Raw genomic sequence first — 19,459 nt, 5'->3', positions numbered from 1 at the left:
GGCCTAGCCCTTGATCCCTGAGCTGGCCACGCTCTCGACGATCTGGCGCTGGGCGAGGGTGAAGATGATCAGGACCGGGATCGAGGCGATGACCGCGCCGGCCATCACGATGCCGAAGTGGGTGGAGTACGCACCTTGGAGCGCGGAGAGCCCCGGCTGCAGCGTCAGGTTCTCCGGGCTCAGCAGGACGTAGACGGGCCACAGGAAGTCGTTCCAGTTGGCGAGGAAGCTCAGGACGGCGAGCGTGGCGATGGCGGGACGGGACAGCGGCAGGACGATCTGGAGAAAGATGCGCAGGTCGCCTGCGCCGTCGATGCGGGCGGCCTCCTCGATCTCGAGCGGCAGCCCGACGAAGAACTGGCGCAGGAAGAAGATGCCGAACGCGCCGGCGGCGCCGGGGACGGACACGGCCCAGAGGGTGTCCAGCCACCCGAGGTTCTGCACGATCAGGTAGTTCGGGATGAGGAAGATCACGGGCGGGACCAGCAGGGTCGCGATGATGGCGCCGAACACGACACGCTTGCCCCGGAAATCCATGCGCGCCAGGGCGAACGCGCCCATGGACGCCGTCACGAGGATGAGCACGGTCTGCAGGGACGCCGCCGCGAGGCTGTTGAGGAACCACCGGAAGATCGGCTGCTGCCCGCTCGACAGCGTCTGGTAGGCGTCGGTGACGAAGGGGTTCGGCCACGGCGAGGCGGGTGTGTTGATCGCATCGAAGTCGGTCTTGAACGAGGTCAGGAAGATCCAGACCAGCGGCACGACGATCAGCAGCGCGGTGAAGGTCAGCACCACGTAGACGGCGGCACGACCCGGGCGCATCGGCCGGGCGCCGGAGCGCGGCCGGGCAGCGGTGCTCGGCCGGGGTGCTGTGTCCGGCGCCGGCCGCGGGGGAACGAGGTGGGTTGTCATGGGGATCACTTACGACCTGTCGCGTTGGAGGCGGAAGTTGATCAGGCTGATCACGGCGAGGAACGCGAACAGGACGTAGCTCATGGCGGACGCAGCGCCCATCTGGTTCTGCGACAGGCCCTGGTCGGAGATGTACATGATCGCGGTCCGGGTGGCGTGGCCGGGCCCGCCGTTGGTGAGCAGGTACGACTGGCCGAACATGTTCGCCGACGCCAGGATCGTCACGGTGATCACGAAGGTCATCACGGGCCGAAGGCCCGGCAGGGTGACGCTGAGAAACTTGCGCATCGCGCCGGCGCCGTCGACGGCGGCAGCGTCGTACAGCTCGGGGTTGATGCCCTTGAGCCCGGCGAGCAGGATCACGGTGTTGAAGCCGAGGGTCCACCAGATCGTGACTCCCACGAGCGAGATCCAGACCCAGGGCGTGTCGACCGTCCACGGTGTGTCCGAGGGCAGGCCGAAGAGCCCGAGCACGTGGTTGACGACGCCCATCTGCGGGTCGAGCAGGTACTTCCAGATCACCCCGATGACGGCGACGCCGAGCACGTACGGCGCGAAGAAGATGGCCCGGAACACGGTGCCGCCCCGGATCTTCTGATTCAGCAGGGCGGCGATGAGCAGGGGGATGACCAGCAGGAACGGCACGCTGGCCACGGTGAAGATGCCCGTGGCCCGCATGCTCTCCCAGAAGTCGCCGGAGGTCAGGGTCCCGGCGGTGAACAGCTGGGTGTAGTTCTCCAGGCCGATGAACGGCTGGTTCGGCATCAGCGGGTTCCACCGGTGCAGGCTGATCCACAGGCCGTAGACCGCCGGGGCGAGCACGAAGGCACTGAACAGGACGAGGAACGGCGCGAGGAAGAGGTACGCGGTGCCGGTCTTGCGGCGCGCCCCCGTGCCCCCGGGGCGCGAGCCCCGGGGGAGGGAGACAGCGAGGGCGGTGTTAGCCACCGTACTGAGCCTTGTTCTGCTCGAGCAGTTGGTCGGCCTGGGCGGCCGCGTCGTCGAGGGCCTGCTGGGGGCTCTTCTTGCCGAGGATGGCCTCATTGATCGCGGTGGTGATCATCGCGTTGGCTGCGTTGATCCCGGGGGAGACCGTCTCGTAGTGCGCGTAGGGCAGCTGGTCGAGGAACGGCTTCAGGTTGGGGTACTCGGCGAGCAGCGTCGGGTCGTTGCGCACCGTGTTGTCGGCCGGGAGCTCACCGGTGGCGGCCCACCCGGCGGAGTGGTCGTTCATCCACTTCACGAAGGTGGCGGCTGCGGCGGTCTTGTTGGCGTCCTGGTTCTTGTTGTTCATGAACACCCAGTGGGTCGAGCTCGACCAGACGGCCTTCTCCGTGCCGATCTGCGGTACCGGTGCGGCCACCCAGTCGACCTTGGCCAGCGCCTCGTTCGTCGTCTGCCAGACGCCGTTCCAGTTGAAGGCGGTCTGGCCGGCGACCAGGGCGTTGAAGTTGCCGTCCTGCGCGACGTCCGAGGGGCTGTAGCCGTTCTTCTCGAGGTCGGTCATCCAGGTCAAGGCCTTGACCCCGGCCTCAGAGTTGAAGGTGGCCTTGGAGACGTCCTTGTTGTACAGGTCGCCGCCGAACTGCCAGAGCAACGACTCGAACTCGAAGGTGCCGGTGAAGACGTACCCGTCGACCCATTCGCCCTGGACCCCGGCCGCCTTGAGCGCGTCGAGCACCGTGAGGTACGAGGCCTGGTCGGTGGGGATCGCGGCCGGGTCGAGGCCCGCCGTGGTGAGCACCGCTTTGTTCACGTAGAGCCCGAGCGGGGTCACGCTCCACGGGATGGCGTACTGCGCGCCGGCGTAGTTCCCGGCGTCGAACACCCCGTCCGGGAAGTCGCTCGCGCTGTAGCCGAGCGTCTTGACGATGTCGTCGCTCTTGAGCAGGAGGCCCTGGGCCGCGTAGGTCGCGAGGTCATCACCGTGGGCGACCGAGACGTCGGGACCTTTGCCGGCCTTCACCGCGAGGGGCATCTTGGCGGAGATGTCGCCCCATTCCATCGGCACGTCTTTGACCGTGATGTTCGGGTGGGAGTCGTTGAACTCCTTGACGAGCTTCGGAACCAGGACCGGGGCCGCGCCGCCGGTCCACCCGTTCCAGAAGCTGATGGTCACGGGCTGATCGCTCGAGCCGCCGTCGGCAGTGGTGGCGGAGCTGTCGCCGCAGGCGGCAAGCGTTGCTGCCATTCCCGTGGCAAGGACCGCCGCGAGGGCGCGTCGACTGAACCTCTTGTGCACAGTGCTCTCCTTTGAGTCTGATCGCCCGGACGTCGCGGCGTGATTCCCTCAGCCCGTGAAGCCGCTCCCACCGGGAGCTAGGTCATCTTCGAACTTGCGGCAAATTTACAGCGCTGTAATGATAAATGTCAAACGATCACGGTTGCCCCGCGCAGGGCGCCAGTAGAGTCATCGCGGCGCCGAACCCACGTGCCCGGTGCCGAACTCGGGAGGAACGCGACGATGGCCAAGGTTCGACTCCAGGATGTTGCCCGGGTGGCCGGGGTCTCGATGAAGACCGTGTCCAACGTGGTGCACGACTACCCCCACGTCAGCGCCCCGATGCGCGAACGGGTCCAGCGGGCCATCGACGAGCTCGGCTACCGACCGAACGCGCTCGGGCGGCGCCTCGCCACCGGCAAGACGGGTCTCCTCGCGCTGGCCTTCGCCGACGTCAGCATCCCCTACTTCTCCGAGCTCGCCCGCATCGTCAGCGCGGCCGCCACCCGGCGCGGCTACCGGCTCCTGCTCGAGCAGACCGGCGGGACCCTCGAGGGGGAGCGGGCTGTGGTGTCCAGCAGCGAGGCGGGACTGGTCGACGGCGTCATCTTCCAGCCGTCGGTCATGTCGTCCTCCGAGATCGCCCTGCACCGCGGCGACGTGCCCCTGGTGCTCCTGGGAGAGGGTGCTGCCCCGTTGAGCGTGGATCACGTCATGATCGACAACATGGCGGCCGCGCGCGAGGCGACGCGGCACCTCATCGGACTGGGCCGGACGCGGATCGGGTTCGTCGGCCACGAGCAGCACGGTCAGAGCGCCACCTCGAGCCAGCGACTGATGGGTTACCAGGAAGCACTCGAGACCGCGGGTCTGCGGCTCGACATGTCCCTGCTCCTGCCGAGCGAGGCGATCTCCTCGCACGACGCGTCGAGGGCCGTGGGCACGGCGCTCGACCATGGAGTGACGTTCGACGCCCTGGTGTGCCGTGACGACCTCGCCGCGATCGGGGCGCTGCGCGCGATCCAAGAACGCGGGCTCACGGTTCCGGGCGACGTCGCCCTCACGGGCTGGGACAACATCTCCATGGCCGCCTTCACCTATCCCAGCCTGACGACGATCTCCCCGAACACCCACGCGATCGCCGAGGCCGCCCTGGAGATGCTGCAGGAGCGGATCGCGGGGTTCGACGGGCTGGGGCGCCACCGCGTCGTCGATTTCGAGCTGGTGACCCGGGAGAGCGCGCCGGCCGACGCCGCCTCTCTGGCGCGCTAGCTTCCTCGGGGATCGGACGAGACCGGCGCCCGCGACACGCCGTGGTTTACAGCGCTAGAAAAGTGGGACACACTGGCGTCCATGATCACCGATGCCGTCAGTGAGGACTCCACCGAGCTGCGAGCGAGCATGCAGGACGGCACCTACCCCCGACCTCAGCTGCTTCGTCCGGCGTGGGCCGACCTGTCCGGGGCGTGGAAGTTCCAGTACGACGACGCCGACGAGGGGCGCGCCGCTCGCTGGCACGTCGACCCCCACTTCGGCAGCACCATCGCGGTGCCGTTCCCGCCCGAGTCGGCGGCGTCGGGCATCCACGACACCACGCACCACACCGTCGCCTGGTACCACCGCGAGATCCAGGCGGCCGACCTCGCCGCCGCCGGGCCTGCGTCGACCGGCGAGCGCGTGCTCCTGCACTTCGGCGCCGTGGACTACCGCTGCGGGGTCTGGCTCAACGGCGTCTTCCTCGGCGGGCATGAGGGCGGGCACACGCCGTTCGACTTCGACATCACCCATGCCCTCGAACCCGATCGGGCGACCCAGACCTTGGTCGTGCGGGTGGAAGACGACCCGCTCGACCTGTCCAAGCCCCGCGGGAAGCAGGACTGGCAGGCCGAGCCCCACTCGATCTGGTACCACCGCACCACGGGAATCTGGCAGCCCGTGTGGCTCGAAGCGGTCCCGGCAGTCTCGATCGAGGCGGTCCGCTGGACCTCGGACCTTCCGGCGGCCTGCGTGCGGGTCGCGGTCCGCCTCAGCTCTCGTCCGGCGCCGGGTGCTCGGCTGAGGATCACGCTCGGCCACCAGGGCGAACGGCTGGCCTCCGTGGTGGTCCCGGCCGCGGACCACCGCGTCGAGGCCGTCATCTCGCTGCCGATCCAGCGCAACGGCCAGGGGTACGAAGACCTGCTCTGGGCGCCGGACCAGCCGCGCCTGCTCGACGCCGTCGTCACTCTCGAGCCCGACGTCACCGAGCCCTACGCTACCGAGCCCGACGCCGCCGAGGTCGACGGCCGCGACGTCGTCTACTCCTACCTCGGGCTCCGTTCCGTCGCCGTCGACCGAGGCACGTTCCTGCTCAACGATCGCCCCTGCTACCTACGGTCCGTGCTCAGCCAGGGCTACTGGCCCGAGTCCCACCTGGCCAGCCCGAGCGCCGACGCGTTGCGGGCCGAGGCGCAGCTGATCAAGGACCTCGGGTTCAACGCCGCACGGGTGCACCAGAAGGTCGAAGACCCCAGGTTCTTGTTCTGGGCCGACAGGCTCGGGTTGCTCGTGTGGGGCGAAGCGCCCAGCGCACTGGAGTTCACGCCGAAGGCCGTGAACCGCATGATCGCGGAGTGGACCGAGGTCCTGGAGCGAGATTCCTCCCATCCGTGCATCGTGACCTGGGTGCCGCTCAACGAGAGCTGGGGCGTGCAGCACATCGCCCACGACCGAGCCATGCAGGACTACGCGCGCACCCTGTTCCACCTGACCAAGACCCTCGATCCCACCCGCCCCGTCATCTCGAACGACGGCTGGGAGCACCTGGACTCGGACATCTGGTCCGTGCACGACTACGAGGCCGCCGCCCCCGTCGTGCGGGAGCGCTACGCGGACGCCGCGGCGAAGGACCGGCTCTTTGCCGGGATGGGTCCGGCCGGGCGCCGGCTCAGGCTCTCCGCGGAACCCGACCGCGGCCAGCCGGTCATGCTCACGGAGTTCGGCGGCATCCAGTTCGCGGAGCACCCCTCGTCCGACGACGCCTGGGGCTACTCCAGCGCGTCGTCCCGGACGGACTTCCGCGACCGGGTCTCGACGCTCGTCGCCGCTGTCGTCGCCTCGGACTTCCTCGCCGGCTTCTGCTACACCCAGCTCACGGACACGATGCAGGAGGCGAACGGGCTCTGCGACGCGAACCGGGTCCCCAAGCTCCCGCTCGCCGAGATCGCCCGAATCATCCGAGGCACGGAGGCCGGGTCGGGAGCCGATCTCGGGTCCCCAGACGCGGTTGTCGAGCTGCCCGCCCTGACGCTGGCCGGGGCCTCGTCCGGGTCCGGAATGCCGCCGGTCAGGCCTGGTCGACTGGCCTGAGCAGCCGGAGCGCGAGCGAGTTCAGCGCGTACACGACCGCCAGCGCGATCGCGGCTGCGGTGCGGCCCGTGATCGCCAGCGCGACAACCCCCGTACCGAACCAGGCGATCTGAAACGCGATGTTCGCCGCGCCGCGCAGGGGCTTGGAGGCACGGGGTGCGGCGAAGAGCCCCCACAGGACCGCCAGCAGCAGCGGCGCCCCGAGCCCGACGACGATGCGTGTCGCGACGGCGTCGGGCAGGGTGAAGCCGGCGTAGCCGGCAGCGAGCAGCACCGCCAGCTCCAGGAGGAAGGCGATCGCCAGGCAGGCGTACCGCAGCGGCTTCATCCCGGCGCTCAGGAGGTAGCTATCGCCGCGAGGGCCTGGCGCAGGCAGGCGTCCAGCTCGTGGCGGGTGGCCGGCGGCAGCGGGTCGAGGAGCTGCCGTTGGGTCTGCAGGCCGGCGGCCACGGCGGCATCGATGAGCTCACGGCCCTGGGGGGTCAGGGCCACGATCTGCCCGCGCCGGTCGGACGGGTCCGGGGCCCGGGTCACCAGCGCGGCCTTGTCGAGCCGGTCCACCCGTTGGGTGACCCCGCCCGAGGTCAGCATCAGGGACCCGCTCAGCGCCGACGGCGACAGGGCGAACGGCTCTCCCGCGCGGCGCAGGGTGGCCAGGACGTCGAAGTCGCCCCGGGTGATGCCGAACCGCGCATAGGTCTCCGCGGACGCGTCCCCGGCGGCCTTGGCGATGCGCAGGATGCGCCCGAAGATGCCCATCGCCTCGGTGTCGAGGTCGGGCCGCTCGCGCGCCCATTGCTCGAGGATGCGGTCCACGCCGTCGTCAGCCATAGCCCAAGCATGTCACCAGTGACCTTCTTGACACTTGCTTACCGCTCGCTATCTTAGTATCTAAGATAATTCGAGAGGACCCACCATGCACCGCACGACCTCGCTGCGACTGACGACGCTCACGGCGCTCGCTCCGGCCCTGTGGGGCACCACGTACCTCGTCACCACGCAGTGGCTGCCGCCCGACCGCCCGCTCCTGGCGGGCACGTTGCGTGCGCTGCCGGCCGGGCTCCTGCTGATCGCCGTCGGCCGCCGCCTGCCTCGCGGCGAGTGGTGGTGGAAGGCCGTGGTGCTGGGGGCCCTGAACATCGGGGTGTTCTTCGCGCTGCTGTTCTTCGCCGCCTACCGGCTGCCCGGGGGCGTCGCCGCGACCCTCGGCGCGGTCCAGCCGCTGATCGTGGCCGGGCTGTCGATCCGGCTGCTGGGGGACAGGCTCCGGGTCCGGACCGTCGTCGCCGGACTGGTCGCGGTGCTCGGCGTCGCGCTGCTGGTGCTGCGGGCCTCGGCCCGACTGGACCCGGCCGGCGTCGTGGCCGGGCTGGCAGCGACCGCCGCGATGGCGCTCGGGGTCGTGCTGACCAAGCGGTGGGGCCGTCCGGTGCCGTTGCTCACGTTCACCGGGTGGCAGCTGGCCGTCGGTGGGCTCCTCCTCGCGCCCGTGATGGTGGCCGTCGAGGGCCTGCCTGCTGGTCTGACCGCGGCCAACGCCGGTGGATTCGCGTACCTCGCCCTGGTGAACACCGCGCTCGGGTACGTGCTGTGGTTCCGCGGGCTGGAACGCCTGCCGGCCGCCCGGGTGTCCTTCCTCGGCCTGCTCAGCCCGGTGGTCGCGGCGGTCGCCGGCTGGCTCGTGCTCAGCCAGAGCCTGACCGGGTGGCAGCTTCTCGGCGTCGCCCTCGCGCTCGGGAGCCTCGTCGCCGCTCAGCGCGCCGCGGCCGACGACGACGCCCCACACCGCTTTCGCACCGACCGCACCGAGGTGGGGCCGACGAGCGTCGGCGATCGGGGACCGGCTCGCGGGCCGCAACAAGGACGACACACGGCCCCCGTACGGTCGGGCCATGGACATAGCGGTGCTGGGGGCGACGGGTGACGTCGGTCGACAGGTGTGCACGCAGCTCATCGCGCGGCGGGTGCTGCCGACCTCGTCGCGGCTGCAGCTCGTCGGGCGCCCGGGAGGTGCGTCGGCGCGCGCGACGTACGGGCTGCGCGCGGACCTCATCGACGCGTACGACGAGCACGCCCCGCTGATCGACGTCGCCCTGGCACCGTGTGATGTGGTGGCCGACGTCGTGGTGATGGCCGCCGGGTTGACCACGCCCGCGACGGCCGGCGGGACTCATGACCGGGCGCGGCTCGCGACGGACAACCACGCCGTGTTCGAGTCGTACGCGCAGGCGCTGCTCGAGCACGGCTCGGGGCACGAGGTCGTCGTCGTGGTGTCGAACCCGGTCGAGCTCGGGGTCGCGGTGATGGCGCGCGTGCTCGGGCGCCATCGGGTGATCGGCATGGGGGCGTGGCTCGACACGCTCCGGTTCCGCAGCGAGATCGCGGCATCGCTCGGGCTTCGGCGGCACCGGATCGGCGGGTTCGTCGTCGGGCAGCACGGCCCGGACCTCGTGCCGCTGTGGTCGACCGTGCGGATCAGCGGGCTCGACGTCGAGGAGCGTCGGGTGGCCGTCGAGGGGCTGCGTCGGGGCCGCACGCTGGCGACGTTCGGCGACGAGATAGCCGAGGCGCAGCGCCGCCTGCTCGCGATCGCCGCCGACGGCATCGGTGCCGCGTTCGCCCTCATCGACACCTGGCCGCCGGACCTGCGGGTCGCCGTGCGCCCGTGGCTGACCCATACGAGCGGGGCGAAGACCGCGAACGCGACGGCCAGCGCGACGGTCGACCTCGTCGACACGCTGCTCGACGGGCGCGAGATCGTCGTGGCGGGGCAGGTCGTGCTCGACGGTGAGGTGAGCGTGGGCGGGCGGCCGCTCAGCGGCGTGCTGGGCGCCCCCGTCGTGCTGGGCCCCGAGGGCTGGACGCGCGTGCTGCTCGACGAGCCCGCACCGGACGAGGCCGCGCTGCTGCTGCGTTGCCAAGACCGGATCGATTCCGCGCTCGTGCCGTTCGGCCTCGGCCGGCAGCGGGACGTCGCATGAGCACGGCGGACAGCTGGGTGGTGCTGGTGCGCGGGACCGACCGACCGGGCACGCTCACCGCGTTGACCAGCGTGTTCTCGACGCGCGGGGTCAGCTTCTCGTCCCTGGCGACCGGCGCGGTCGACGGCGACGTCGGCACGATCGCGGTCACGTTCCGCGCGAGCCCGCGCCGCCAGCAGCTGCTCGTGCGGACGGTGGAGCGGTTGTCGGTGGTCCGCTCGGTCGAGGTGCGATCGGCTGATGACCCGGCGGTGCGCGCCGCGGGCGTCGTGCAGATGCCCGCTGGGGTTGCGTTCACCCCGCCGCCCGCCGTCGGCGTCCGGTGGTCGGGCGACGCGTCCGCTGGGCAGCTGGTGCTGGTCGAGGGCTCGCTCGCCGACGTGTCCACGGTCGTGGCGCACGCTCGAGCGCAGGGTGCGGCGATGACGGCGACGGTCGTCGTCGCCGTCTGAGAACCGGTGAGCCCTGCCGGTCCGATGATCGCTAGGCTTCGGGTCAGGCCGATCGAGCACGGTCGCCGGTCGACGACGGGGGACAGGTAGTGACCACCAGCGTGGGCACGCAGGGCGCGCGATCCGACAGGCCCACCCGGGAGCACGTGCTCGAGGTCCAGGGCCTCGTCCGCCGGTACGGCGACCTGACCGCCGTCGACGGCGTCTCGTTCCACATCGGCGCGGGCGAGACGTACGGACTGCTCGGCCCGAACGGCGCGGGCAAGACGACGACGATCTCCATGGTCGCCGGCCTGATCGCGGCCGACGCCGGTTCGATCACGGTCGCCGGGCAGGCGATGGGACCGAGCGGAGTAGCGGTCAAGCGTCACATCGGTCTGGTGCCGCAGGACCTGGCCATCTACCCGGAGCTCTCGGGCCGGGAGAATCTCGCCTTCTTCGGGCGGCTGCAGGGGCTCCACGGCAAGCAGCTGTCCCAGCGCATCGACACGGTGCTCGAGCTGATCGCCATGTCCGACCGCGCCAAGGACGCCACCAAGGAGTACTCCGGTGGCATGAAGCGTCGCCTGAACATCGCCATCGGCCTGCTCCACCAGCCCACGCTGCTGATCCTCGACGAACCCACGGTCGGGGTGGACCCCCAGTCGCGCAACGCGATCCTCGAGTCCGTCGAGGCGCTCTCGGGTGAGGGGATGGCGGTGCTCTACACGACGCACTACATGGAGGAGGCCGAGCGCCTGTGTGATCGCATCGCGATCATCGACTCCGGTCGGATCCAGGCCGAGGGCACGCAGGGCGAGCTCATCACCCTGATCGGCGGGGTGGACCACATCCGCCTGGCCGGAGCGGGCGTGAGCGACGCCACGGCGTCGGCGCTGCGCGACCTGGCCGCCGTCGAGCAGGTCGCCGTCGACGGCCGCGCCCTGACGCTGACCGTGCGCGACGCCCCGAGCGCCGTGGCGAGCATCGTGACGACGGCGACCGCGCACGGGATGACGCTCAGCGAGGTAGAGATCACCCGACCCGACCTCGAGTCGGTCTTCCTGCACCTGACCGGGAAGGCCTTGCGGGACTGACGATGCGCCAGCTGTGGATCATGACCGCCTCGGACCTGCGACAGCGGGTCAGGGACCGGTCCGTCATCATCTTCGCGCTCGTCGTGCCGCTGGCGTTGATGTTCGTCTTCAACCTGACGACCGGCGGCTCTGGGGGCGTCACCCTCGAGCCGGTCACCGTCGCGGTCGCCGCGCCCGCCGACGACGCGCTCGCGGGCGCCGTCACCTCGGCTCTGACCGAGGTGGACGGCCTCAAGGTCACGGTGCAGGACGTGACCGCCGACGAGGCCCGGCAGCGCGTGCGGGCCGGCTCTGCCGAGCTCGCGGTCGTGGTCCCGTCCGGCTTCGGCGACGCGGTCACGAAGGGCGCGGCCACCACCGTCGAGCTGACCGAGGGCAACGGGACCGGCATCGAGACGGACATCCTGCGGTCGGTGGTGCAGGGCGTCCTCGACCATCTCGCAGCGGGCGCGGTGACCGCCGCGGCCGGTGCCGCGAGCGGCGTCGCGGTCGATCAGCTCGGTGCGCTCGCCGCGGGAACGGCTACCGCGGGGCCGTCCCTCACGCTGGTCGAGGGCACGGCCTCCACCGAGCAGCTGAGCTCCACCGCGAGCCTCGTCGCCGGTCAGGCGGGTCTGTTCCTGCTCTTCACCGTCGGTTTCGGGGTCCTCGGGCTGGTCGCGGAGCGTGAGCAGGGCACGATGGCGCGCCTGCGCTCGATGCCGATGCAGCCCGGGCTGATCGTCGCCGCGAAGGGCCTGGTGAGCTACATCCTCGGCGCCGTGGCGACGTGCGTGCTGCTCACCGCCGGCACGCTCTTCTTCGACGTCTCGTTCGGGTCGCCGGTGGCGGTCCTCGCGCTCGTGCTGTGCGCCGTCGCCGCCGGAACGTCGCTGATGTTTGTCATCGCGCGCGTGGCGCGCACGGCGGAGCAGGCCAGCATGGTGCAGTCGATCATCGCGCTCCTGCTTGGCATCGCGGGCGGGGCGTTCTTCCCGCTCGCGCTCACCGGCCTGGCCGACCGCCTGCTCGGCCTCAACCCGATCGCCGCGTTCACGCGCGGCCTCGGCATCACCTCGGGTGGTGGTGGCCTGGGCGACATCGGGGTCCCCGTGGCGATCATGCTCGGCTTCGCAGTGGTCAGCCTCGCGCTCTCCCGCCTGATCCCGGACCGGGGGAAGGACCTGTGAGGGCCGCGCGAGCGATCGCAGCCGTCGAGCTGAAGCGCTTCCTGCGCGACCGCTCGAACATCTTCTTCGTCTTCATCTTCCCGCTGCTGCTCGTGCTCGTCCTCGGCGCGCAGTTCGGCGGGGGCGGCGGCGCAGGCAGCGTCTCCGTCAGCGGAGCCGACAGCCCGTTGCGCACCGCGGCGACCTCCGCGCTGCGAGCCAACGGGGTCACGGTCACCGTCGCCTCGACCGATGCGGTCCGCGAGCGGGTCGCCCGCGGGCAGACCGACGTCGGGCTCTTCATCTCGCCGGCCGCGGCCACGGCGTACGACGGCGGCGAGGACGTCACGCTCGAGGTGGTGCCCGGCTCGCAGCAGGGCACTCAGGCGACGCTGCAGCGGGTGCGCACAGCGGTCGCCGGCCTCGCGGCCGAACGTGGTCAGCTCGCGGCCCTCGCCGCCGCGGGCATCCCCGAGGCTCCCGCACGGGCAGCTCTGGCCGGCGCGCGAGACGCGATGACGCCGCCCAGCCTCACCGTGGTGGACGTCAACCAGATCAGCCAGGAGCTCTCCGGGCTCGGCAAGTTCGACCTCGGCGCGGCGGGCGAGACGCTGCTGTTCGTGTTCCTCGCCTCCCTCACCGGGTCGGCCACCCTCATCCAGACCCGGCGGCTCGGCGTGATGGCCCGGACGCTGTCCGCCCCCGTCTCGGCCGGCCAGGCGATGATCGGGCAGGCCACGGGCCGGTTCGCGATCGCCATGTTCCAGGGCGCCTACATCATGGTGGCGACCGCTGTCCTGTTCCAGGTGAGCTGGGGCAACATCTGGCTCTCGCTGCTCGTGCTGGCCACGTTCAGCGCGGTCGCGGCCGGGGCGGCGATGCTTATCGGCTCGGTCCTCGACAACGAAGCGGCGGCGTCCGGCGTGGGGATCGGGCTGGGGCTGGTGCTGGCGGCCCTGGGCGGGTGCATGCTGCCGCTCGACTTCTTCCCTGCCACGCTCCGCACCATCGCGCACATCACCCCGCACGCCTGGGCGTACGACGCGTTCGCTCAGATCCAGCGGCACGATGCGAGCCTGGTCGACATCGCGCCCCAGCTCGCCGTCCTGGTCGCCATGGCCGTCGCGACGCTGACCCTGGGGACGCTGGCGCTGCGCCGCAGCATGGCGCGCGCGCTCTGAGCTGCTGCTCGCCGGGAAGCGTCCGGGGTTGTCGCGAGTGACCCTCTCGCCGATCATGGGCTCATGACCACCGGGACGTCGACGGATCGGGCGGCCGCGCTGCTCGCCTTGCACGCGGGGCCCGGCTTCGTGCTCCCCAACGCCTGGGACGCCGGGTCGGCCCGGATCCTGGAGCAGGTCGGCTTCCCTGCCATCGCCACGTCCAGCGCCGGTATCGCGTGGTCCTCGGGGGTCCCCGACGGGGAAACGCTGGACCGCGACACGATGCTCGAACACGTCGGTCTCATCGCGCGCGCGGTGCGCGTGCCCGTGACCGCGGACCTCGAGGCCGGGTACGGCGACACCGCGGACGACGTCGGCCGCACCGTGTCCCGGGCAGTCGAGCTCGGGGCGGTGGGGTGCAACCTGGAGGACGCCGGGAGGGGTGGGCTGTTCGGCGTCGAGGAGGCCGTCGAGCGCCTCGCGGCCGCTCGGGCCGCGGCGCCCCGCGGCACCTTCGTGCTCAATGCCCGCACCGACACGTACTTCGTCGGTACGAGCGGCGACGTGTTCGCTGAGACGGTCGAGCGGGCGGTCCGGTACGTCGACGCCGGGGCCGACTGCATCTTCGTGCCCGGGGTTGCGGACGTGGACACGATCCGACGGCTGGCCGCAGCCATCCCGGTCCCGCTCAACGTGGTGGCCGGGCTGGTGAACCTCATCGACGCACCGACGCTCTTCGCCCTCGGCGTCAAGCGGGTCAGCCTGGGCGGGAGCCTGGCGCGAGCCGCGCTCAGCCAGCTGGAACGAGCAGGCCGCGAGCTGCTCGACTCCGGAACCCTCGGCTTCCTCGACGGCGCGATCGCGTACGCCGAACTGCAGCGTCGCTTCGGCTCGAGCTGAGTCAGGTGGCGTCGGTGGGGGAGGGGGCCGGGTCGACCGGGGTATCAGCGGCCTTCTCGGCGTCGTCGTCGTCGGCCAGGATCAGGTAGAGCGAGCGGCGCGCGTCACGCAGGACGGTGCGGGCGGCACCTTGCTGGCCGGCCGTCCCCGAGCGGGCGAGCTGACGCACCGCGCTGAGAAGGTCCGCGACGGGCTCTCGCAGGTCGATCCGGGTACCGAACTCGCGCGTCAGGGCGGCGAAGGGGTCGCCGAGCTCCTCAGCGTGCTCGGCGATGTAGGCGCGACCCTCGTCGGTCAGGGTCGCGAGCTTGCGGCCGTGGCCGCGGGTGACCTCGACCAGGCCCTCGTCCTCGAGCAGGGCCAGCACCGGGTAGATCGTGCCGGGGCTGGGGCGCCAGGCACCTTGGCTGCGCTCGGCGATCCGCTGCATCAGCTGGTACCCGTGCATCGGCTCCTCACCGAGCAGCTGCAGGACGGCGGCGCGCACGTCGCCGCGAGGGGCCCGCATGCCGTGCCGGCGGCCGCCTCGATGCCCCTCGCCCTCGCACCCCGGCCCGCCGGGGCCGAAGCCCGGCCCGAAGCCGGGACCGAACCCGGGGTGGTGGTGCCAGGGTCGGTGACCCTTGTGGTTGAGCTCGTCGTTCATTGCGTCTCTCATGACGCTCCCTTCATCGATACGCCAACGATATATCGCTAACCTATCGCCCGCAAGGGTTTACGAGGAGCTGGGGTGCGCTCGGGCGGCTCGCCACGTTCGCGCCCGGGTGAGGATCTCGAGCACGACGTCGGTCTTGGCGTCGGCGTAGTCGTTCATGTCCGTCCACTGCTGCTGCGCGAGGCGCCGCTTGACGGTCGCGTACAGGGTGCGGTCGTCGCTGCTGACGCGGAGCCAGTCGCGCAGATCCAGGTAGTCGCGCGCTTCCGGTCGGCCCGAGGCGTAGACGTGCAGGTGCAGGTCTCGCTGCGGGGTCCGGAACATGCGATGGTCCGGCTCGCGGACGCGGAGCTCGAAGCCCGCCGCCTCGAGCGGCGGGATGAACGCGGCCTCGTCCTGGACGTCGTCCACGAGCAGGAGCATGTCGATCAGGGGCTTCGCCGCCAGGCCCGGCACCGCGGTCGACCCGATGTGCTCGAGGCCACGCACCCGTGGCCCCAGGGCTCGCCTGACCCGGTCGGCGAGGACCTCGTAGCGAGCGGGCCACGCGTCGTCGTAGTCGACCACGACGATGCTCGCCGGCTCGCGTCCACCGATCAGCACGGAATCGAGGTACGCGTCGCGTTCGTCAGTCACGACCCCATTCTCCTCTGGATCGATTGCGGGCTGCTGGTGGCGCATATAGCATTTCAGTCATGCGTATAGCCGAGGTGTCCCACGGCCGTCCGGCGTCCGATCTGACCGCGCGAGCGAGGATCCGGGACGCGGCGATCGAGTGCTTCTCCGAAGGGGGCTTCGACGCTCCGTACCGCACGATCGCGGCGCGGGCGGGCGTCTCGCCCGGGTTGATCACGCACCACTTCGGCACCAAGGCCGCGCTGCGGTCGGAGTGCGACGCCGAGGCGTTGCGGCGCTACGACGCTCTGAAGACCGAGGCGATCGCCAACCCGAGCGGGTACCTGATGGAGAACCTGGCGGTGCCTGGGCCTGCCGCCACGCTCCTCGTGTACATCCTGCGCGCGATCCACGCCGGCGGTCGGCCGGCGCAGGACTTCCTGGAGAACCTCGTCGACCATGTTCGCGCGGTGATGGCCGAGAGTGTTGCCAGCGGCCTGGTGCGTCCCTCGCGCGACGAGGAGATGCGCGTGCGCTACCTGACCTCGCAGACCATCGGCGCGATGCTCGTGCAGTTCCTCACGACGCCCGACCAGACGCCCGACGCCTTCGTCGGGTCGCTGCACTCGAGCCAGCGCGGCACGGTCCTGCCGACCCTCGAGCTGTTCACCGAGGGGCTGCTGGCGAGCCGCGAGATGCTCGATGACTACCTCGAGTTCGTCGGTGACCCACCGTCGAGAGCCGGCCGACCTGGCCAGGGCGACCGCACCGCCTGACGCCCACCGCCCCCTCCTCGATCCCGTCCCGCGAACAACCCGAAGGAAGATCATGTCCAGCACCGAGATGGCCATCGACGTTCGTGGCCTCGAGAAGAGCTTCGGCGCCGTGCACGCCTTGCGGGGGCTGGACCTCACGGTCCCGACCGGCCAGGTCACCGGCTTCCTCGGCCCGAACGGGTCGGGAAAGACGACCACGATCCGGATCTTGCTCGGCCTGCTCAAGGCCGACGGCGGGCGGGCAACCCTGCTGGGCGGGGAACCGTGGGCCGATGCGGTCGCGCTGCACGCACGCATCGCGTACGTGCCCGGGGACGTGACGCTGTGGCCCAACCTCACCGGCGGCGAGGCGATCGACATCCTGTGCCGGCTGTCCGGCCCGCTCGACCAGAAGCGCAAGGCGTCGATGCTCGACCGGTTCGACCTCGACCCGACCAAGAAGGCCAGGACCTACTCCAAGGGCAACCGGCAGAAGGTCGCCCTCGTCGCGGCCCTCGCTTCCAACGCCGAGCTGCTGCTGCTCGACGAGCCGACCAGCGGCCTCGACCCCCTGATGGAGGCGGCCTTCACCGAGTCGATCCGTGAGGTGATGGCGGCCGGCCGGTCGGTCCTGCTGTCGAGCCACATCTTCGCCGAGGTGGAGAAGCTGGCCGACCGGGTCACGATCATCCGCGACGGTGCGACCGTCGAGTCCGGGACGATCGCCGAGCTGCGTCACCTCACGCGCACCCAGGTCACCACCGTGCTCGACCGCGGGGTGGACGGCCTCGCGACTCTGCCGGGCGTGCACGACCTGGCCGTCATCGACGGCCGGGTGTCGTTCGCCGTCGACGACCTTGAGCTGCCCGCCGTGCTCGCCGCTGTCGCGGCCCTGGGGCCCCGCTCGCTGGTGGCCAACCCGCCGTCGCTGGAGGCGTTGTTCCTTCGGCACTACGGCGACGAGCTGGCCGCGATGACCACGCGGAGCCCGAAGTGACCACCACCGTTCCGGCCCCACGGGTCGCTGCGCCCGCCACGCCCCACCCGTTCGCGGACAACCTGACCGGTCTCGGCACGATGGTGCGGCTCGTCGTGCGCCGCAACCGCGTGCGGTTTGCCGTCTGGTTCGTCGTGCTCGTCGGGATGTTCGCGTTCATCGCGTCCTACTACAAGACCCTCTTCCCGACCCAGGCGTCGCTCGACGGCTTCGCCGCGATCTCGAACTCCCCGGGCATCAAGGCCTTGACGGGGCTGTCCCCGGCGGCGAACACCCTCGGCGGTGCCGTGTGGACCAAGGGCTGGATGACGATCGCGCTGAGCCTGGCGATCGGCGCCGCGTTCCTGGTCACCCGCAACGGCCGGGCCGACGAGGAGGTGGGGCGCACCGAGCTGCTGCGTTCCCGCATGCTCGGCAGGCACGCCTGCGCCGCCGCGTCCTGGCTCGTCATCGGGCTGCTGTGCGTGGCGGTCGGCCTCGGAATCGCGCTCGCCTCGGCAGCGAACGGTCTCGACCCCGACGGCACCGGCCTCGCGGGCTCGTTCATCCTCGGCGCGTCGGTCGCCGGCGTCGGACTCGTGGGGCTCGGCGTCGGCGCGGTCGCCGGCCAGGTCGCCTCGACCTCGCGCGGTGCCAATGCCTTCGCTTCGACGGTGATCATCGGCTTCTACGTGCTGCGCATGGTCGGAGACCTCGGCAACGGCGTGCTCTCCTGGGCCTCGCCCATCGGCTGGGGCCAGGAGATGCAGCCGTACGCCGGCAATCGTTGGTGGCCGTTCCTGCTGCTCGTGGTCCTGACCGCTGTCTTGCTCGCGGTCGCCGCCCGGATCGAGGCGACGCGCGACCACGGCTCCGGGTTGCTCGTCGGGCGCCCCGGACCGGCCGCTGCCCCTCGGCGCCTGGCTTCGCCGCTCGGGCTCGGGCTGCGCCTGCAGCGGGGGCCGATCATCGGCTGGACGCTCGCCGTGGTGCTCGCCGCCGTCCTGTTCGGCTCGGTCATCGACGCGATGACCACGCTGCTCGCCGACGCGGGCGGCGGGGTGGCGGACATCCTGCGGGGCTCGGGCGTCCAGGCGATGCTCGCGATGCTCGCCGGGATGATCGGGCTGATCACCGCGATCTTCGCCACCCAGTCGGCTGTGTCGCTGCGGACGGATGAGGCGAGCGGGATCATCGAGCCGCAGCTCGCCGGTGCGCTGTCCCGGAGCCGTTGGGCGCTCGAGCGACTGCTCATCCCCACCGTCTGGTCGGCCGTGCTGCTGCTCGTCGGTGGGGGGCTTCTCGGGGCGGTCTACGGCTCGGTCATCGGCGACTCGTCGCAGGCGGCGACCATGGCGGGTGCCGCCCTCGCCTACTGGCCCGCTGTCATGGTGCTCGTCGGTATCGCGGTCGCGCTGTTCGGCTGGCTGCCGCGAGTGGCGATCCCGGTCACGTGGGGCGTGATGGCCGCCATGTGGTTCGCCATGATGTTCGGCGAGGTGTTCGGCCTGCCGACGTGGCTGCTCGACGCGCTGCCGTTCTCCGCCGTGCCGTACTTCCCGCTCGAGCCGATGTCGTGGACGCCCCTGGTGATCATGACCCTCGCCGCCGGCGCCCTGGTCTGGTTCGGCCTGGCCCGGTTCGCGCGCCGCGACGTGCAGGCGGGTTAGGCGTCCGGCCGAAGTGGGCGGCGCTCGGGCGGGTGGCGAGCAGCACGACCAGGGCGACATTCATCACGATCGCGACCACGCTGAAGGCGTCGCTCCGTCCGTGCTGGTCCGCCGTGACGAGGACGACGACCCCGAAGAAGGCGTTGGCGCCCGCAAGGAACCAGACGACGACCTGAGCCCAGTGCGCGCCCACCAGCACCTGCCGGGCGAGCAGCGCATAGAGGGCGGAGGAGAAGACCGCAATGAGGATGACCCACACGGTCACCTCGCCGACCACCTGGTCGTAGGGAGTCAGCTCGCCCCCCGGTGGCGTGTCGCCGTGGGCCGCGTTCAGCGCCAGCGCGATCCCGACCCAGGACAGCACGATCTGCGCGAGCATCACCCAGACCGCTTTGACGATCGACGAGGGGTACCGGGGCGCTGGGTCCTGTGCCGACCCGCCGTCCGACGACGATGTGCTGCCCGGTGCCTGCGTCTGCCCGCTCATGCTGTTCCCCCTGGCCATGCGTTGATGAACCGTGCACCGGATGTGGCCGACTCTAGGGGTCGCACGTCCGACCCGGGGGAGAGCTGACCTTCGACTGACG

20 protein-coding genes are annotated in these 19,459 nt (G+C 71.0%); 12 read left to right on the top strand and 8 right to left on the bottom strand.

Annotation, left to right across the window (positions count from 1 at the left end):
- Window positions 1-3: 3 nt before the first annotated feature.
- From VTA80_RS22100 to VTA80_RS22090, 3 genes are read right to left on the bottom strand one after another with little or no spacing between them, the layout of a single operon-like run.
- The gene (locus tag VTA80_RS22100) at window positions 4-912 is read right to left on the bottom strand and encodes a carbohydrate ABC transporter permease (protein ID WP_407343213.1); all 909 of its coding nucleotides are present in this window, start codon (window positions 910-912) and stop codon (window positions 4-6) included.
- A gap of 9 nt (window positions 913-921) precedes the next feature.
- Window positions 922-1,860, bottom strand: coding sequence for a carbohydrate ABC transporter permease (locus tag VTA80_RS22095; protein WP_407343212.1), 939 nt, complete (start codon window positions 1,858-1,860; stop codon window positions 922-924).
- Window positions 1,853-3,154, bottom strand: coding sequence for an ABC transporter substrate-binding protein (locus tag VTA80_RS22090; RefSeq protein ID WP_407343211.1), 1,302 nt, complete (start codon window positions 3,152-3,154; stop codon window positions 1,853-1,855). The genes VTA80_RS22095 and VTA80_RS22090 overlap by 8 nt, the downstream gene beginning before the upstream one ends.
- 222 nt (window positions 3,155-3,376) lie before the next feature.
- Here VTA80_RS22090 and VTA80_RS22085 point away from each other — a divergent pair, with 222 nt between their 5' ends.
- Complete coding sequence (locus VTA80_RS22085; RefSeq protein ID WP_407343210.1) at window positions 3,377-4,405, top strand: LacI family DNA-binding transcriptional regulator; 1,029 nt, start codon at window positions 3,377-3,379, stop codon at window positions 4,403-4,405.
- 81 nt (window positions 4,406-4,486) lie between these two features.
- Window positions 4,487-6,481: a glycoside hydrolase family 2 protein gene (locus VTA80_RS22080; protein WP_407343209.1), complete on the top strand. Its 1,995-nt coding sequence runs from the start codon at window positions 4,487-4,489 to the stop codon at window positions 6,479-6,481.
- Here VTA80_RS22080 and VTA80_RS22075 read toward each other — a convergent pair.
- A complete protein-coding gene (locus VTA80_RS22075; protein WP_407343208.1) occupies window positions 6,459-6,809 on the bottom strand; it encodes a YrdB family protein in 351 nt (116 codons plus the stop codon). The two genes, VTA80_RS22080 and VTA80_RS22075, sit on opposite strands and share 23 nt — an antisense overlap.
- Before the next feature lie 8 nt (window positions 6,810-6,817).
- Entirely contained in the window at window positions 6,818-7,312 is a 495-nt protein-coding gene (locus VTA80_RS22070; protein WP_407343207.1) for a MarR family winged helix-turn-helix transcriptional regulator, read from the bottom strand.
- An 85-nt stretch (window positions 7,313-7,397) separates the two neighbouring features.
- On the opposite strand from VTA80_RS22070, the gene VTA80_RS22065 reads away from it, so the two are divergent.
- The 7 genes from VTA80_RS22065 to VTA80_RS22035 all read left to right on the top strand — a co-directional run bounded on the left by VTA80_RS22065 (window position 7,398) and on the right by VTA80_RS22035 (window position 14,201).
- Window positions 7,398-8,405, top strand: coding sequence for an EamA family transporter (locus VTA80_RS22065; protein WP_407343206.1), 1,008 nt, complete (start codon window positions 7,398-7,400; stop codon window positions 8,403-8,405).
- Window positions 8,374-9,462 carry a lactate/malate family dehydrogenase gene (locus tag VTA80_RS22060; RefSeq protein WP_407343205.1) on the top strand — a complete coding sequence of 363 codons (1,089 nt, stop codon included), beginning with the start codon at window positions 8,374-8,376 and terminating at the stop codon, window positions 9,460-9,462. The genes VTA80_RS22065 and VTA80_RS22060 overlap by 32 nt, the downstream gene beginning before the upstream one ends.
- Window positions 9,459-9,914 carry a hypothetical protein gene (locus VTA80_RS22055; RefSeq protein ID WP_407343204.1) on the top strand — a complete coding sequence of 152 codons (456 nt, stop codon included), beginning with the start codon at window positions 9,459-9,461 and terminating at the stop codon, window positions 9,912-9,914. The genes VTA80_RS22060 and VTA80_RS22055 overlap by 4 nt, the downstream gene beginning before the upstream one ends.
- Window positions 9,915-10,003: 89 nt before the next feature.
- On the top strand, window positions 10,004-10,990 hold the full coding sequence (locus tag VTA80_RS22050; RefSeq protein ID WP_407343203.1) for an ABC transporter ATP-binding protein: 987 nt from the start codon (window positions 10,004-10,006) through the stop codon (window positions 10,988-10,990).
- 2 nt (window positions 10,991-10,992) lie between these two features.
- Complete coding sequence (locus tag VTA80_RS22045) at window positions 10,993-12,159, top strand: ABC transporter permease (protein ID WP_407343202.1); 1,167 nt, start codon at window positions 10,993-10,995, stop codon at window positions 12,157-12,159.
- Window positions 12,156-13,319, top strand: coding sequence for an ABC transporter permease (locus VTA80_RS22040; RefSeq protein WP_407343201.1), 1,164 nt, complete (start codon window positions 12,156-12,158; stop codon window positions 13,317-13,319). Before VTA80_RS22045 ends, VTA80_RS22040 begins: the two co-directional genes overlap by 4 nt.
- A 63-nt stretch (window positions 13,320-13,382) precedes the next feature.
- Window positions 13,383-14,201 (top strand): isocitrate lyase/phosphoenolpyruvate mutase family protein, encoded by an 819-nt coding sequence (locus VTA80_RS22035; RefSeq protein ID WP_407343200.1) that lies wholly within the window; start codon window positions 13,383-13,385, stop codon window positions 14,199-14,201.
- 1 nt (window position 14,202) lies between these two features.
- Here the strand turns inward: VTA80_RS22035 and VTA80_RS22030 are convergent, their stop codons facing one another.
- Both VTA80_RS22030 and VTA80_RS22025 read right to left on the bottom strand, forming a co-directional pair.
- Entirely contained in the window at window positions 14,203-14,859 is a 657-nt protein-coding gene (locus VTA80_RS22030; protein ID WP_407343199.1) for a PadR family transcriptional regulator, read from the bottom strand.
- 57 nt (window positions 14,860-14,916) lie between these two features.
- On the bottom strand, window positions 14,917-15,492 hold the full coding sequence (locus VTA80_RS22025; protein ID WP_407343198.1) for a GrpB family protein: 576 nt from the start codon (window positions 15,490-15,492) through the stop codon (window positions 14,917-14,919).
- A 59-nt stretch (window positions 15,493-15,551) separates the two neighbouring features.
- Between VTA80_RS22025 and VTA80_RS22020 the strand changes: the two genes are divergently transcribed.
- The 3 genes from VTA80_RS22020 to VTA80_RS22010 are packed head-to-tail and all read left to right on the top strand — an operon-like array spanning window position 15,552 to window position 18,872.
- The gene (locus VTA80_RS22020; RefSeq protein ID WP_407343197.1) at window positions 15,552-16,247 is read left to right on the top strand and encodes a TetR family transcriptional regulator; all 696 of its coding nucleotides are present in this window, start codon (window positions 15,552-15,554) and stop codon (window positions 16,245-16,247) included.
- 52 nt (window positions 16,248-16,299) lie between these two features.
- Window positions 16,300-17,223: an ATP-binding cassette domain-containing protein gene (locus tag VTA80_RS22015; RefSeq protein ID WP_407343196.1), complete on the top strand. Its 924-nt coding sequence runs from the start codon at window positions 16,300-16,302 to the stop codon at window positions 17,221-17,223.
- Entirely contained in the window at window positions 17,220-18,872 is a 1,653-nt protein-coding gene (locus tag VTA80_RS22010) for an ABC transporter permease (protein WP_407343195.1), read from the top strand. The genes VTA80_RS22015 and VTA80_RS22010 overlap by 4 nt, the downstream gene beginning before the upstream one ends.
- Here the strand turns inward: VTA80_RS22010 and VTA80_RS22005 are convergent.
- A complete protein-coding gene (locus tag VTA80_RS22005; protein ID WP_407343194.1) occupies window positions 18,796-19,359 on the bottom strand; it encodes a hypothetical protein in 564 nt (187 codons plus the stop codon). The genes VTA80_RS22010 and VTA80_RS22005 overlap by 77 nt on opposite strands.
- Window positions 19,360-19,459: the final 100 nt, after the last annotated feature.

Source organism: Pengzhenrongella phosphoraccumulans (assembly GCF_045689905.1).
GTDB classification, from domain to species: Bacteria; Actinomycetota; Actinomycetes; order Actinomycetales; family Cellulomonadaceae; genus Pengzhenrongella; species Pengzhenrongella phosphoraccumulans.
This window is presented reverse-complemented; position numbering and strand designations above follow the sequence as displayed.